Source organism: Tropicimonas sp. IMCC6043 (assembly GCF_004146235.1).
GTDB lineage: Bacteria > Pseudomonadota > Alphaproteobacteria > Rhodobacterales > Rhodobacteraceae > Tropicimonas.
The window spans coordinates 44,676-58,618 of sequence record NZ_SELO01000004.1; the positions used below are offsets into that span (position 1 = coordinate 44,676).

At 66.6% G+C, this 13,943-nt stretch carries 14 protein-coding genes; 11 read left to right on the forward strand and 3 right to left on the reverse strand.

Going from position 1 to position 13,943, the window contains the following annotated elements:
- The first annotated feature begins 41 nt into the window (after positions 1–41).
- Positions 42–1,286, forward strand: a complete 1,245-nt coding sequence (ilvA, locus tag EU800_RS06215) for a threonine ammonia-lyase IlvA (protein ID WP_129629676.1) — start codon at positions 42–44, stop codon at positions 1,284–1,286.
- 32 nt (positions 1,287–1,318) lie between these two features.
- On the opposite strand, the gene EU800_RS06220 is transcribed toward ilvA, so the two are convergent.
- Positions 1,319–1,651 carry an Hpt domain-containing protein gene (locus tag EU800_RS06220; protein ID WP_129629678.1) on the reverse strand — a complete coding sequence of 111 codons (333 nt, stop codon included), beginning with the start codon at positions 1,649–1,651 and terminating at the stop codon, positions 1,319–1,321.
- Between the two features lie 186 nt (positions 1,652–1,837).
- Between EU800_RS06220 and EU800_RS06225 the strand changes: the two genes are divergently transcribed.
- Positions 1,838–3,106, forward strand: a complete 1,269-nt coding sequence (locus EU800_RS06225; protein WP_129629680.1) for a PP2C family protein-serine/threonine phosphatase — start codon at positions 1,838–1,840, stop codon at positions 3,104–3,106.
- Positions 3,107–3,122: 16 nt separating this feature from the next.
- Here the strand turns inward: EU800_RS06225 and EU800_RS06230 are convergent, their stop codons facing one another.
- Entirely contained in the window at positions 3,123–3,563 is a 441-nt protein-coding gene (locus EU800_RS06230) for an NUDIX domain-containing protein (protein ID WP_129629682.1), read from the reverse strand.
- 77 nt (positions 3,564–3,640) lie between these two features.
- Here EU800_RS06230 and EU800_RS06235 point away from each other — a divergent pair, with 77 nt between their 5' ends.
- From EU800_RS06235 to EU800_RS06275, 9 genes are all read left to right on the forward strand, one after another.
- Positions 3,641–4,636: an Hsp33 family molecular chaperone HslO gene (locus tag EU800_RS06235; RefSeq protein WP_129629684.1), complete on the forward strand. Its 996-nt coding sequence runs from the start codon at positions 3,641–3,643 to the stop codon at positions 4,634–4,636.
- The gene (locus EU800_RS06240) at positions 4,623–5,228 is read left to right on the forward strand and encodes a CoA pyrophosphatase (protein ID WP_129629686.1); all 606 of its coding nucleotides are present in this window, start codon (positions 4,623–4,625) and stop codon (positions 5,226–5,228) included. The genes EU800_RS06235 and EU800_RS06240 overlap by 14 nt, the downstream gene beginning before the upstream one ends.
- Complete coding sequence (locus tag EU800_RS06245) at positions 5,228–6,388, forward strand: CCA tRNA nucleotidyltransferase (protein WP_129629688.1); 1,161 nt, start codon at positions 5,228–5,230, stop codon at positions 6,386–6,388. The genes EU800_RS06240 and EU800_RS06245 overlap by 1 nt, the downstream gene beginning before the upstream one ends.
- Positions 6,385–6,864, forward strand: a complete 480-nt coding sequence (locus EU800_RS06250; protein WP_165354577.1) for a LysE family translocator — start codon at positions 6,385–6,387, stop codon at positions 6,862–6,864. Before EU800_RS06245 ends, EU800_RS06250 begins: the two co-directional genes overlap by 4 nt.
- 199 nt (positions 6,865–7,063) lie before the next feature.
- Positions 7,064–8,926 (forward strand): ABC transporter ATP-binding protein, encoded by a 1,863-nt coding sequence (locus EU800_RS06255; protein ID WP_129629692.1) that lies wholly within the window; start codon positions 7,064–7,066, stop codon positions 8,924–8,926.
- Positions 8,923–10,761, forward strand: coding sequence for an ABC transporter ATP-binding protein (locus EU800_RS06260; protein WP_129629694.1), 1,839 nt, complete (start codon positions 8,923–8,925; stop codon positions 10,759–10,761). Before EU800_RS06255 ends, EU800_RS06260 begins: the two co-directional genes overlap by 4 nt.
- A complete protein-coding gene (locus EU800_RS06265; protein WP_129629696.1) occupies positions 10,758–11,987 on the forward strand; it encodes a class I SAM-dependent RNA methyltransferase in 1,230 nt (409 codons plus the stop codon). Before EU800_RS06260 ends, EU800_RS06265 begins: the two co-directional genes overlap by 4 nt.
- Before the next feature lie 23 nt (positions 11,988–12,010).
- Positions 12,011–12,832: an ion transporter gene (locus tag EU800_RS06270; RefSeq protein WP_129629698.1), complete on the forward strand. Its 822-nt coding sequence runs from the start codon at positions 12,011–12,013 to the stop codon at positions 12,830–12,832.
- Positions 12,833–12,917: 85 nt separating this feature from the next.
- A complete protein-coding gene (locus tag EU800_RS06275; protein WP_207209864.1) occupies positions 12,918–13,424 on the forward strand; it encodes a murein L,D-transpeptidase family protein in 507 nt (168 codons plus the stop codon).
- Positions 13,425–13,434: 10 nt separating this feature from the next.
- Here EU800_RS06275 and EU800_RS06280 read toward each other — a convergent pair whose 3' ends face one another.
- Positions 13,435–13,920 carry a CAP domain-containing protein gene (locus EU800_RS06280; protein WP_129629700.1) on the reverse strand — a complete coding sequence of 162 codons (486 nt, stop codon included), beginning with the start codon at positions 13,918–13,920 and terminating at the stop codon, positions 13,435–13,437.
- Between the last annotated feature and the right edge of the window lie 23 nt (positions 13,921–13,943).

A 13,943-nucleotide genomic window follows, 5' to 3' on the forward strand; every position in this document is an offset into this window, starting at 1 on the left:
TCCCGTGGCATGAGAGCGCTGTCCCTGCTAGGGCCGGCAGCATGACCACATTTGCCGAAAATGCCCGCGCGGCCACTGCGGAACTGCGTCACCTGTTTCCGCCGACACCGCTTCAGCGCAACGATCACCTTTCGGACCGCTACGGCGCGGAGATCCTGCTCAAGCGCGAGGATCTGGCCCCGGTGCGCTCCTACAAGCTGCGCGGGGCGTTCAACGCCATGCGCAAGGTGCTGGCTGCCCGGCCAAGCCAGACGCTTTTCGTCTGTGCCTCCGCCGGCAACCACGCGCAGGGCATGGCCTATGTCTGCCGACATTTCGGCGTGCGCGGTGTGGTCTTCATGCCGGTGACGACGCCGCAGCAGAAGATCCAGAAGACGCGGATCTTCGGCGGCGACTCCATCGAGATCCGGCTCACCGGCGACTATTTCGACAACACGCTGGCGGAGGCACAGAAATGGTGTGCCGCCGAGGGCGGCCATTTTCTCGCACCTTTCGACGATGCCGACGTGATCGAAGGGCAGGCTTCGGTCCTGGTGGAGATTCTCGATGAAATCGAGCCGCCCGACGTGGTGATCCTGCCGGTGGGCGGCGGCGGCCTCTCGGCCGGCGCGACCCGTTATCTGCGCGAAACCGCGCCAATGGTGGGGCTGCGCTATGTCGAGCCGGAAGGCGGGGCCAGCCTGACGGCGGCCGTCGCCGCGGGACATCCGGTCACGCTCGCGCAGGTGAACTCCTTTGTCGACGGGGCGGCGGTAGCACGAATCGGCGATCTTCCCTTCGCCGCGCTCGACCATGTGGCGCCCGCGGATGTGCTGCGCGCGCCCGAGGACCGGATCTGCACCACGATCCTCGAGATGCTAAACGTCGAGGGCATCGTTCTCGAGCCGGCCGGCGCGCTCGCAGTCGACGTTTTGCCCGATCTTGCCAACCAGATCCGCGGCCGGCGCGTCGTCTGCATCACCTCGGGCGGGAATTTCGACTTCGAGCGGCTGCCGGAGGTCAAGGAACGCGCCCAGCGCTACTCCGGAGTCAAGAAATACATCCTTTTGCGCCTGCCCCAGCGGCCCGGCGCGCTCCGCGACTTCCTCGATCTCCTCGGACCCGACGACGACATCGCCCGGTTCGAATACATGAAGAAATCCGCGCGAAACTTCGGTTCGGTGCTGCTCGGAATCGAGACGTCCCATCCGGCGAATTTCGCCGCGCTCTTTGCCCGGCTGGACACGGCGGGGCTCGTTTACAGCGACATCACGCGCGACGAGACGCTCGCCGAGTTCGTCATCTGACGCGCCTCAATCGGCGCACCGGATCAGGCGCTTCATGCCGCCAGCCCCTCGGCCACGCCACTCAGGAAATCGGCCTTCGAGCTCGCGTAGCAATCGAAGATTTCATTCAGGTCGACCGTGTCTGCCGCACCGCGCGCCGCCCTGTTCTCTGCGGCGAGGCAAAGCGTTGCGAATACGACGAATCCGAGATTTGCGGCACAACCCTTCAGGAAGTGGAGGTCTTCGGCGTAAAGCTCCGGCTTGGGATCGGTTCTCAGGCGAAGGATCACGCCCTCCACCTCCTCCATGAACAGCTCGACCACCTCCTCGAAATCCGGATCGCCGATTTCGGCGTGCAGGTCAGACACGCGTTTCCAGTCGATCATGTCAGAACCTCTCCTGCCTGTTTCCGGTGATCGTGACCGCAACCTAGCCACGCGACCTTAAAAAAGCCTTATCCCGCAAGGCCACCGCGAGCCGCCGCATTTCACCGGGCATTAACGGAGCTGTGTCACCCATTGGCGTCAGAGGCGCCGCAAACGGCCCGAACAGCGAAGGAAATCCCAGACCGGATGCGAGCGGATCGCGCAATCGAGGAGAGGCCGGGGGCCTGGTCGCGTGTGCTGGTCGTGGATGACAGCCGCCTGCAGCGGCGGATTCTTACCGCCTCGCTCCAACATTGGGGTTTCGAGGTCCAGGAAGCAGCTTCCGGGCCAGAAGCGCTGGAAATGTGCGCCGCGCTGCAACCGGACTTCGTCATCAGCGACTGGATGATGCCCGGAATGAATGGCCCGGATTTCTGCCGGGCCTTCCGGGCGATGGAGCGCGAGAGCTACGGGTATTTCATTCTCCTCACGTCGAAATCCGAGGCAGTGGAAGTCGCGCACGGCCTCGACGCCGGCGCCGACGATTTCCTCACCAAGCCGGTCAGCGGCGACGAGTTGCGCGCGCGTCTCAATGCCGGCGACCGGATTCTTCGGATGGAGAAAGAACTGGTCGACAAGAACCGGCTCCTGACGGCCACGCTGCACGAGCTGCAGACACTCTACGACTCGCTCGACAGTGATCTTGTTGAGGCACGAAAGCTGCAGCAATCGCTCGTCAGGGAGCGGTTTCGCAGCTTCGGCGACTCGCAGATCTCTCTCCTGCTTCGGCCGAGTGGACATGTCGGCGGCGATCTTGTGGGATTCTTCCCGATCAGCGCCAGCCGTATCGCCATGTTCGCGCTCGACGTCTCGGGCCACGGTGTGGCCTCCGCTTTGATGACGGCGCGGCTGGCGGGCTACCTGTCCGGCGGTTCGCCAGAGCAGAATCTCGCGCTGTTCGAGAGCGAGTTCGGCATCTACGACGCGCATCCTCCCGAGGAGGTGGCGGCGCGGCTCAACGCGCTCACGCTGGACGAGATCCAGACGGAAACCTACTTCACGCTGCTCTTCGCCGAGGTCGACCTTGTGAGCGGCCACGTCTCCATGGTTCAGGCCGGGCATCCGCACCCTGCGGTCCAGCGGGCCGACGGATCGGTCGAGTTCCAGGGGTTCGGCGGCCTGCCGATCGGCCTTGTGGCCGGGGCATCCTATGAACGGGTCGAGTTCGACCTCCGGCCCGGCGACCGGCTCCTGATTGCCTCCGACGGTGTCACCGAATGCGAAACACCGCAGGGCGAGATGTTCGAGGAGGATGGCATCCGCCGATCGATGGCGGCGCATTCGGCTCTGAAAGGACAGGCGTTCCTGGAAGCGCTGACCTGGGATCTCGGCCACCATGCCGGAGACCGGGAGTTCACCGACGACGTCTCCGCCGTGCTCTTCGAATTCGACGGGCCCAAGCAGAACGCGGACTGACCGAGTCTCGCCGGCATCACTTACCGAGCAACCGCCTCATGAAGTGCCGGTCCCCGGCATTGCCCAGCGCATCAGCCGCCTCCACAGCGGGCAACCACAGCGCGAGATGACCCGGCTCCGGTGGCGATCCTTTCCGGAGCACGGGCGCACCAAGATATACCGCGCAGAGTTTCTCCGCCCAGATGTCGTAATCCGGCATGTAGGTGAAGCGGCGGAAGGCGCCGAGCCGGCGCGTGACCCGCATCGTCCAGCCGGTTTCCTCGTAGACCTCGCGATGCAGCGCCGCGATCGGTTGCTCGCCGGGGTCGATTCCACCACCGGGCAGCTGGAGCTCCGGAACCGGCTCGGCCTGATGGGTTAGAAGGACCAGATCGCCGCGCCGCAGGATCGCATAGACACCGGGCCTCAGCTGGTATCGCTGCGTCGCCTGAACCCGTTCGCCGACACGCCGGATCATGCCGCCCCCCTTTTCACCGCGCATTGCCGCGCCTACATGGCTGCGATATGCCAGCCCAAGGCACGCAAGGAAACCCTATGACACTTGGATCCCGTATTGCGTGGGACGATACCGTCCTGCCGTTTCAACTCGATCGCTCCGACATGCGTGGCCGGATCGCCCGCCTCGACGGGGTGTTGAATCGTGTACTCGAACAGCACGACTACCCGCCGGCGATCGAGGCCCTGGTGTCCGAGATGGTCCTGCTCACCGCACTGATCGGCCAGACGATCAAGCTGCGCTGGAAACTGTCGCTGCAGGTTCGCGGCGACGGGCCGGCCCGGCTGATCGCCACGGACTACTTCGCTCCGGCGCAGGACGGCGCTCCGGCGCAGATCCGGGCCTATGCCAGTTTCGACGAGAACCGGCCACTCGACGCGCCGCCCTTCGACCTTGTCGGACGGGGCTATTTCGCGATCCTGATCGACCAGGGCCAGGGCACCACGCCTTACCAGGGCATCACGCCGATCGCGGGTGGCAGCCTCGCGCAGTGCGCCGAGACCTATTTCGCGCAGTCGGAGCAGCTCCCGACCCGTTTCGCGCTCAGCTTCGGCCACTCGACCGAAGCCGACCGCGAAGGCTGGCGCGGTGGCGGAATCATGCTGCAGACGATGCCGAAGGCGTCGTCCGCCGTATCCTCCGACACCGACGAGAACGCGCCGCGCCTCTTGCAGGCGAGCGACATTCTCGAGGGCGAGGAAGAAGAGAACTGGGACCGGGCCAACATCCTGCTCGACACGGTCGAAACGCTTGAGCTCGTCGGTCCGGCGGTCCAGCCGACCGATCTCCTGGTCCGGCTCTTCGGCGAGGAGAGCCCGCGCGTGTTCGAAAGCCAGCCGGTCGAATTCGGCTGCACTTGCTCGCCTGCGAAGGTGCGCCAGTCGCTGTCGATCTATTCGGCCAAGGATATCGGCCACATGACGACCGAGGCCGGAACCGTGACCGCCGACTGCCAGTTCTGCGGCGCGCATTACGTGTTCGACCCGAAAACGCTCGGCTTCGAGGCCGAGGAGGCACCGGGTGACGGAGCGTGACACCCTTCGCACCCGGCTCCTGAGGGCCATCGCGGCGCCGGGCCTGCCCTCGTCGGACTATGACCTGAACCGCGATGTCGTGCTGCCGCCGAACCGGAAGCTGCGCGACGCCGCGGTGCTCGTCCCTATCGCGCTCGAGCCGCGCGGCCAGCGCCTCTACCTCACCAAGCGCTCTTCCCGGCTCAAGCACCATCCAGGCCAGGTCGCGTTTCCGGGCGGCAAGCTCGACGAGACGGATACCGGCCTCGAGGCCGCGGCGCTTCGCGAGGCGCGCGAGGAGATCGGCCTCGTTCCCGGGAATGTCGAGATCCTCGGCCGCCTCCCCAGCCACGAAACGGTAACCGGCTTCCGGGTTACGCCCGTTGTCGGCCTGCTGCGTGACACGTTCGAGCCCGTGCCGGAGCCGGGCGAGGTGCAGGAAGTCTTTCGCGTTCCGCTCGCGCTGGTCACCGACCCGGCCCGCTTTTCCATCGAGCGCCGACGCTGGCGCGGCACCTGGCGCAGCTTCTACACCGTGCCGCACGGCCCCTATTACATCTGGGGCGCGACCGCGCGCATCCTCCGCGTCCTCGCTGACAGGATGCAACCCTGATGCGGATCGAGGCACACTGGCTCGACATCCCGGCGGTGCAGCATGTCTGCGCCATGCTTGAAGCTGGCGGCTTCCAGGCGCTCTTCGTCGGCGGCTGCGTGCGCAACACGTTGCTGGGGTTCCCGGTCACCGACCACGACCTCTCGACCGACGCGACTCCCGAGGACGTCACCCTGCTGATGCGGGATGCCGGGCTGAAGGTCATTCCGACGGGGATCGACCACGGTACCGTCACCGTCGTGGTGGATGACGAGCCCTTCGAGATCACGACATTCCGCCGCGACGTGGCCACCGATGGCCGCCGTGCAGTTGTACGCTTCGCAACCGACGTTGCCGACGACGCGCGGCGGCGCGACTTCACGATGAACGCGATCTATTGCGACGCCCGCGGCGAGATCCACGACCCGCTGGACGGCCTGCCCGACCTGCGGGCGCGCCGCCTGCGCTTCGTGGGCGATGCGACCCACCGGGTGCAGGAGGACTACCTGCGCATCCTGCGGTTCTTCCGGTTCTCCGCCTGGTTCGCCGATCCCGAGCAGGGGATGGACCCGGAGGCGCTCGACGCCTGCGCCACGCAGAGCGCGGGGCTCGCACAGATCTCTGCCGAGCGGATCGGCAGCGAGATGCGCAAGCTGCTCGCCGCGCCCGAGCCGAGCCACGCGGCCGGCGTCATGCAGACAACCGGCGTCCTGCCGGCAATCCTGCCCGGTGCCGACGTGACTGCGTTGCCGATCCTGGTGCATCTCGAAGGCCAGCTCGGCCGTCGGCCCGACCCGGTGCTCCGCCTCGCCGCGCTCGGTGGGGAATCGGTTGAGGAGAGGTTGCGGCTCAGCCGCAAGGATGCACGCCGACTGGCGGCGATCTCGCAGGCCGCGCGGTCTGAGATGTCGCCGGGCGAGACCGGGTACCGTCTCGGCCGGGTCGACGGGCCGGCGGCAATCATTCTCCACGCCGCGCTGATGGGGGTGTCCGTGGCGCCCGCGACCCTTGCGGCGGTCGATCAGGGCGCGCGGGCGGTCTTCCCGGTTCGTGCGCGCGACCTGATGCCCGCGCATCGGGGCCCCGAGATCGGCACGGCGATGAAGGCGATGGAGCGGCGATGGATTGATTCCGGCTTCCGGCTGGACCGCGCCGATCTTCTCAAGGGTGGATGCGAATGAGCCTCGAAAGCTTCCTCGCCCTCCTGGCGATCGCTTCCGTCGGCGCGTTCACGCCCGGGCCGAACAACGCGCTGGTCGCCAGTTCCGGGGCCACATTCGGCTTGCGACGCACGCTGCCGCATGTGCTCGGAATCGGCATTGTCTTTCCGCTGATGATCTTCCTTGTCGGATTTTTCCTCGGCGGTCTCTTTCAGGCCTCGACGCTGCTGCGCGAGTCGCTGCGCTGGATCGGTGCGGCGATCCTGCTCTGGATCGCCTGGAAGATCGCCACGTCGGGCGGGATGAGCCGCGCCGACGGCGAGCAGCGGCCCTTCACCCTCCTGGAAGCCGCGGCCTTTCAGTGGATCAATCCCAAGGGCTGGGCGCTGGCCGTGGCGGTCACCTCCCAGTTCATCCAGCCCGAGGCCCCGTTCGCCTCGGCGCTCACGCTCGGCGCGGTTTTCGTCATCATGGGGCTCGGCAGTGCCACCACCTAGGCCATCCTCGGCCGCGCCTTCACCCGCTGGCTCACCAAGGCGCATCACCTGCGCCGCTTCAACCTCGTCATGGCCGCGGTGATCGCGGCGAGCGTGCTGGCCCTCCTGCTCGGGTGAGCCGCCTTTCGGATGTGCCGCTTTTGCGATAACAGGTTCGGGCGATCCCCACGCCCCGTCCTGTTTCCAAGGTGTGCCTTCCGTGTTCCGTCACTTCGAGACCCTCGTCGATCCCTATACACCGTATGAGGAGACCGACACCCCGCCGCATCGGCTCTGGCCATTTCTAGCGGTCTATGCCCGGCCGTTCCGGCGGGTATTTGCGCTGGCCGCGCTGCTTTCGGTCCTGGTGGCGGCGGTCGAGGTCGGGCTGATCCACTACATGGGCCGGGTGGTCGACATCCTGTCGGGAAGCTCCCCCGGTGCGGTCTGGGACGAATACGGCTGGGAACTCGTCGGAATCGCCGCCTTCATCCTGCTGTTGCGCCCGGCACTCCAGGCCCTCGACGTTCTGGTACTGAACAACGCGATCATGCCGAATTTTGGCACGCTGATCCGCTGGCGCGCGCACCGGCACGTGCTGCGCCAGTCGGTCGGGTGGTTCGAGAACGATTTCGCCGGCCGGATCGCCAACCGCATCATGCAGACGCCGCCGGCCGCCGGCGAGGCGATCTTCCAGATCTTTGACGCGCTGACCTTCGCGCTGGCCTATCTCGCCGGCGCCGCGGTGCTGCTGATGCAGGCCGACCCGCGGCTCGCGGTGCCGCTGGCCCTCTGGTTTGCGGCCTATGCCATTTTGCTGCGCTGGACGATCCGGAGCGTCGGCCCGGCCGCGAAGGCCGCCTCGGACGCGCGCTCCGAGGTCACCGGCCGGGTGGTCGACGCCTATACCAATATCCACTCGGTCAAGATGTTCGCGCATCACGACCGGGAAATGGACTATGCCCGCGAGGCGATCGAGAACACCCGCCGCACCTTCCAGGTGGAGATGCGGATCTTCACCGTGATGGACATCGCGCTCACGCTGATCAACGGCTGGCTTATCGTCGGCGTGGTCGGCTGGGCGATCGCGCTCTGGTCCCAGGGCGCTGCGACGGTCGGTGTCGTCGCTGCCGCGACGGCGCTGACGCTGAGGCTCAATGCGATGACCGGCTGGATCATGTGGGCGGTGTCCAGCTTCTTCCGTAACCTCGGCGTGGTGGCCGAGGGGATGGAGACCATCGCCCAGCCGATCACCCTCACCGATGCGGCCAACGCGCCGGAGCTGGCACTGACCGAGGGGCGGATCGCTTTTCACGAAGTGAGCCACCACTACGGCCGCGGTGCCGGCGGGCTCGACCGGGTGTCGCTCACCATCGAGCCGGGCGAAAAGGTCGGGCTGGTCGGCCGGTCCGGGGCTGGCAAGTCGACTCTGGTGAAACTGCTCCTGCGTTTCTACGACCCCGAGGGCGGCAGAATCGAGATCGACGGGCAGGACGTGACCGCCGTGACGCAGGATTCGCTTCGCCGCCGGATCGGGATGGTTCAGCAGGAGTCCGCGCTGCTTCATCGCTCAATCGCCGAAAACATCCTCTACGGCCGGCCCGAAGCCAGCGAGACGGGAATGATCGCCGCGGCAAAGCGGGCCGCCGCGCATGATTTCATTCTTGATCTCACCGATTCCGACGGAAACACCGGCTATGCCGCCAAGGTGGGCGAGCGCGGCGTCAAACTCTCGGGCGGCCAGCGCCAGCGGATCACGCTGGCGCGAGTGATCCTCAAGGACGCGCCGATCCTGCTGCTCGACGAGGCCACGTCGGCGCTCGACAGCGAGGTCGAGGCGGCCATTCAGGACACGCTCTACGGCGTTATGGAGGGCAAGACCGTCATCGCCATCGCGCACCGGCTCTCCACCATCGCCCGGATGGACAGGATCCTTGTGCTCGACAGCGGCCATGTCGCCGAGTCGGGCACGCATGACGAACTGCTTGCCCGCGGCGGGCTCTACGCGCGGTTCTGGGAACGGCAGTCGGGCGGCTTCATCGGCATGGACCCGACCGAACCCGGCATCGAGGCGGCCCAGTGAAGCCCTCCGCGCTGATCGCAGCCTTCGCGCCCACCGAGGGGCCGCCGCCGCGCCACCTGCTGGCCTTCCTGCGCTGGTGCCTGAAGGGAGCACTGCCGGTGCTGCTTGGCGCGGGCGTGATCTCCGCGATGGTCGGCACGCTTGAGGTGGTCAGCGCCCTGCTGCTCGGCCGCATCATCGACACGGCCCTCGATGCCGGCCCGGACGCCTTCTTTTCCGGCCATCTGTGGCTGCTTCTCGGCGCGGTCGCCTTCTTCGTGCTGCTGCGTCCAGTCTTTTTCGGCGCTTCGGCGCTGGCGAGCGCGGTCGTCGTCCAGCCGAACGTGACGCCGCTCGTGCTCTCGCGGCTCCACCGCTGGACCCTCGGCCAGTCCGTTACCTTCTTCGACAATGATTTCGCCGGCCGCATCGCCCAGAAACAGATGCAGACCGCCCGGGCTGTCACCGAAGTCGTCAACGAGATCGTCAATGTTGTCTTCTTCGCACTGGCGACGCTGATCGGCTCGGCATTGCTGCTGACCTCGATCGACTGGCGCGTCGCGCTGGCATTGACGATCTGGCTGGCCTGCTATTTCGCGCTCGTCAGCTACTTCCTGCCCCGCATCCGGCTGCGTTCCAAGGCGCGGGCCGGGGCCCGGGCGATGGTCTCGGGCCAGGTGGTCGACACCATCACCAACATCAAGACGGTCAAGCTCTTCGCCCATGTCGGACAGGAAGACCGCGCGGCGCTCTCGGCCATGGCGCGCTTTCGCGACACGGCAATCCATTTCGGAACCATCGCCACGCTGTTCCGGACCCTCCTGATGACACTTGCGGGCACCCTGCCGGTGCTTCTCATCGGCGGCACATTGCTGCTCTGGTCGCAGGGCCATGCGAGCGCGGGCGACATTGCCGCCTCGGGCACGATCGCGATCCGCATCGCCCAGATGACCGGCTGGGTCAGCTTCACGCTGATGGCCATCTACGCCAATCTGGGTGAGGTCGAGGACGGAATACGCACGCTCGCCGTGCCGCACGGGCTCACTGACGCCGACGGCGCAAGGCCGCTGCCGGCCTGCCGAGGCGAGATCCGATTCGAGAACCTGTCTTTCAACTATGGCCGCGGCGCGGGCGCGGGCGGGATCGACGACGTGTCCCTGCTTCTGCATCCGGGCGAAAAGGTCGGGCTTGTCGGGGCTTCGGGTGCGGGCAAGTCGACGCTGGTGAGCCTCCTGCTGCGCCTGCACGATCCCGAGGCCGGCGCGGTCCGGATCGATGGCCACGAGATACGCGGCATCACCCAGGATTCGCTGCGCCGCCAGGTCGGGCTGGTCACCCAGGAGACCGAGATGTTCAACCGTTCGGCGCGCGAGAACCTGCTCTATGGCAGGCCGGGCGCCACCGACGCCGAGATGATAGCCGCCGCGCGGCGCGCCGAGGCGCATGATTTCATCCTCGGCCTGAGGGATTTCAAAGGCCGCGAGGGCTATGATGCCCATCTCGGAGAACGCGGCGTGCGGCTCTCGGGCGGGCAGCGGCAACGAATCGCGCTTGCCCGCGCGATCCTGAAGGACGCGCCGATCCTGGTGCTCGACGAGGCGACTTCGGCGCTCGACAGCGAGGTCGAGGCGCAGATCCAGGCGGCGCTGGAGCGGGTCATGGCGGGCAAGACCGTGCTCGCCATCGCCCATCGGCTCTCGACCATCGCCCGGATGGACCGGATCGTGGTGCTCGACCAGGGCCGCATCGTCGAACAAGGCAGCCACGCCGCCCTGCTGGCACAGGACGGACTCTATGCGCGCTACTGGCAGCGGCAATCGGGCGGATTCCTGAACATCGACGCGGCGGCGGAATGACAACGGTCACTGTCGAGCGCCTGGGACATCACGGCGACGGGATCGCACCCGGCCCGATCTATGTCCCGCGTACGCTGCCGGGCGAAGTGGTGTCGGGCGAGCTGGCCGGCGACCGGATCGAGTCGCCGCGGATCGAGACGCCTTCGCCGGATCGCGTCTCCCCGCCCTGCCGTCACTTTCGGAGCTGCGGCGGCTGCGCGGTCCAGCACGCCGGGGACGCGTTTGTCGCCGAATGGAAGCTCGGGATCGTCCGCGCGGCGTTGGAAGCTCAGGGGTTGGAGACGGAGTTCCGGCCCGTGTTGACCTCGCCGCCGCAGAGCCGCCGTCGCGCTGCCTTTTCCGGTCGGCGCACCCGGAAGGAGGCGCTCATCGGCTTCCATGCCCGCGCCTCGGAGACGCTGGTCGAGGTGCCCGGCTGTGAGCTTGTTGCACCGGGATTGCTTGCGCTGCGGCCGGCACTGGCCGCGATGGTTCGGGCCGGCGGATCGCGCAAGGGTGAACTGTCCTTCACGACGATGCTGAGCGACATCGGGCCGGACGTCGCCGTCACTGGCGGCAAACCGCTCGATATAGAGCTTCGCGGAGCACTCGCCGGCATCGCCGAAGCGCATGGCTTGGCGCGGCTGAGCTGGGAGGACGAGGTCGTCGCGCTGCGCGCGGCCCCGGTCCTGCGTTTCGACGGCATCGCCGTGAGCCCGCCTCCGGGCGCCTTCCTGCAGGCGACGGCTGAGGGCGAGGCGGCGCTTCTCGCCTCCGTTCGCGACGCCGTCGGCGAAGTGGGGCGCGTGGTCGATCTCTTCGCCGGCTGCGGCACCTTTTCGCTGCCGCTGGCGCGGCGTGCCGAGGTTCACGCCGTCGAGGGTCTCGCCCCGCTGACAGGGGCGCTCGACGCCGGCTGGCGCGGCGCCGAGGGGCTCAAGCCGGTCACCGCCGAGATCCGGGACCTGTTCCGCCGCCCGCTCATGTCCGATGAGCTGGCCCGGTTCGATGCGGCGGTAATCGACCCGCCGCGCGCCGGCGCCAGCGCCCAGACCACCGAGCTTGCCGCCTCGCGCATCGACCGGATCGCCGCGATCTCCTGCAATCCGGTCAGCTTCGCCCGCGATGCCGCGATCCTCGTCCGGGCCGGCTTCCGGCTCGACTGGGTGCAGGTCGTCGACCAGTTCCGCTGGTCCACCCATGTCGAACTTGCAGCGCGCTTCTCGCGCGACCATATCGGCGCCTGACAGGAAAAGAACGAGGGAGCGTCATGCGCGGCCAACTGATGACGTGGCTGGAAAGACCGGCCACGCGGAATTTCGTAATCGGCGTGATCCTGTTCAATTCGGTCCTGCTCGGGCTCGAAACCTATCCGGGAATCATGGCGCGGGCGGGCGGGCTCATCATCGGGCTCGACTATCTCTGCCTGACCATCTTCACCATCGAGATCGCGGCAAAGATCGTGGCCTATCGTCTGCGCTTCTTCCGCGACCCCTGGAACATCTTTGACTTCGTCATCGTCGGCATTGCCCTGGTGCCCGCAGCGCATGCCTTCAGCGTGCTCCGGGCGCTCCGGGTTCTCCGGGTGCTGCGCGTGATTTCCGTGATGCCGCGGCTTAGGCGCGTGGTCGAGGGTTTCATCTCGGCATTGCCCGGTATGGGGTCGGTCTTCCTGCTTATGGGGCTCGTCTTCTATATCGGTGCGGTCATGGCGACCAAGCTCTACGGCGCAAGTTTCCCTGAGTGGTTCGGCTCGCTCGGCCGCTCGCTCTACTCGCTGTTCCAGATCATGACGCTGGAATCCTGGTCGATGGGGATCGTCCGCCCGGTCATGGCCGAGTATCCCGGCGCCTGGGCCTTCTTTGTGCCCTTCATCCTGCTCACAACCTTCGCGGTGGTGAACCTGCTCGTCGGTCTCATCGTCAATTCGATGCAGGACGCCCATCACGAGGAGGACGTCGCCCAGACCGGCGCCTATCGCGACGACGTGCTTGCCCGGCTCGAGGTCATCGAAGGGTTGCTTCGGGTGCAGGGCGAGGGAGCGGCATCGAAGGAGAACGAGGAAAAGGCGGAGCGGTTCAAGGCTTCGTGATCGCCGGCGACCGAATTCGTAAGCTTCATTTCGGCCGAGATTTGATGTATGGAAGCGGAAAACGTGCAGATGGGGCAGTTCAAGCATGTTGATCCAAAGAAGGCTTTTTCTATCCGGCGCCGCGGCACTGGGCCTAACGGCCTGTTCCTCGAGCAAGTTCCGGCGTTATGACGGCCCGGAAGTGACCCGGTTGCAGATCGTCAAGGACCGGCGCCGGCTCTACCTGTTCCACAACCGCGAGTTGCTGGCGGAATACAAGGTCAACCTTGGCAACAATGCCGAGGGACCCAAGCGCTTTCGCGGCGACGGCAAGACGCCGGAGGGCGCCTATTACGTCGACCGGCGCAATCCCAACAGCCTGTTCCACCTCTCGCTCGGGATCTCCTACCCGAATGCCGAGGACGTCGCCTATGCGCAGTCCCTCGGCCGGGACCCCGGCGGCGACATCTTCATCCATGGCGATCGGCGCAAGCAGGACCCACGCGGCAAGGACTGGACCGCGGGCTGTATCGCCGTGAAGGACAAGCAGATGGAGGAGATCTACGCCATGGTCGGCGTCGGCACCCCGATCGACATCCACGCCCGCGCGTGAACACCGGCACTCAGGTGCCGGTAATCAGGGTCCACCAGATCTTGCCGTTGCGCTCCTGATACCAGGAGAAGCCGAGTTGGCGCGCGTCCGGGTCCATGATCACGTTGCGCGTGTCGGCCTGGCTCATCCAGGCGGCGAGCGTCTCCACCTCGCTCTCGTAGGTCTCGGAGATATTCTCGCCGAGCATCCGGCCCATGAAGCCCGCTCGCGCCACACGGTCGAGCGGCGAAGAACCGTCGGAGCCGAAGTGCCAGGGGCGGTTCTGGGCCGACATGTCGCGCGAATGCGTCAAGGCGGCAGAGTTCAACTCTGCGTTGAGTTGAAGTGTCGGGAGGCCGGCAGCGATCCGGGCGCTGTTGATCGAATCGAGCGTGCGATACTGGATTCGGGTCGTGTCCCCGGCGGAGATTCGGTAGGATCCCGAACCGCCGGTCGGGCCTCCACAGGCGGCGAGGAGCATCGCCAACGCGGCGAAAAGGGCGATAATGGGTTTCATGTCGTCGGCCAATCCCAAACTGT

Excerpts from the sequence above, each read along its gene's own strand:
- EU800_RS06245 (WP_129629688.1), top strand. The coding sequence starts at position 5,228 with ATGCGGATCGAGGCACACTGGCTCGACATCCCGGCGGTGCAGCATGTC.
- EU800_RS06280 (WP_129629700.1), bottom strand. The coding sequence starts at position 13,920 with ATGAAACCCATTATCGCCCTTTTCGCCGCGTTGGCGATGCTCCTCGCC.
- EU800_RS06220 (WP_129629678.1), bottom strand. The coding sequence starts at position 1,651 with ATGATCGACTGGAAACGCGTGTCTGACCTGCACGCCGAAATCGGCGAT.
- EU800_RS06275 (WP_207209864.1), top strand. The coding sequence starts at position 12,918 with ATGTTGATCCAAAGAAGGCTTTTTCTATCCGGCGCCGCGGCACTGGGC.
- EU800_RS06270 (WP_129629698.1), top strand. The coding sequence starts at position 12,011 with ATGCGCGGCCAACTGATGACGTGGCTGGAAAGACCGGCCACGCGGAAT.
- ilvA (WP_129629676.1), top strand. The coding sequence starts at position 42 with ATGACCACATTTGCCGAAAATGCCCGCGCGGCCACTGCGGAACTGCGT.
- EU800_RS06265 (WP_129629696.1), top strand. The coding sequence starts at position 10,758 with ATGACAACGGTCACTGTCGAGCGCCTGGGACATCACGGCGACGGGATC.
- EU800_RS06230 (WP_129629682.1), bottom strand. The coding sequence starts at position 3,563 with ATGATCCGGCGTGTCGGCGAACGGGTTCAGGCGACGCAGCGATACCAG.
- EU800_RS06225 (WP_129629680.1), top strand. The coding sequence starts at position 1,838 with ATGCGAGCGGATCGCGCAATCGAGGAGAGGCCGGGGGCCTGGTCGCGT.
- EU800_RS06235 (WP_129629684.1), top strand. The coding sequence starts at position 3,641 with ATGACACTTGGATCCCGTATTGCGTGGGACGATACCGTCCTGCCGTTT.
- EU800_RS06250 (WP_165354577.1), top strand. The coding sequence starts at position 6,385 with ATGAGCCTCGAAAGCTTCCTCGCCCTCCTGGCGATCGCTTCCGTCGGC.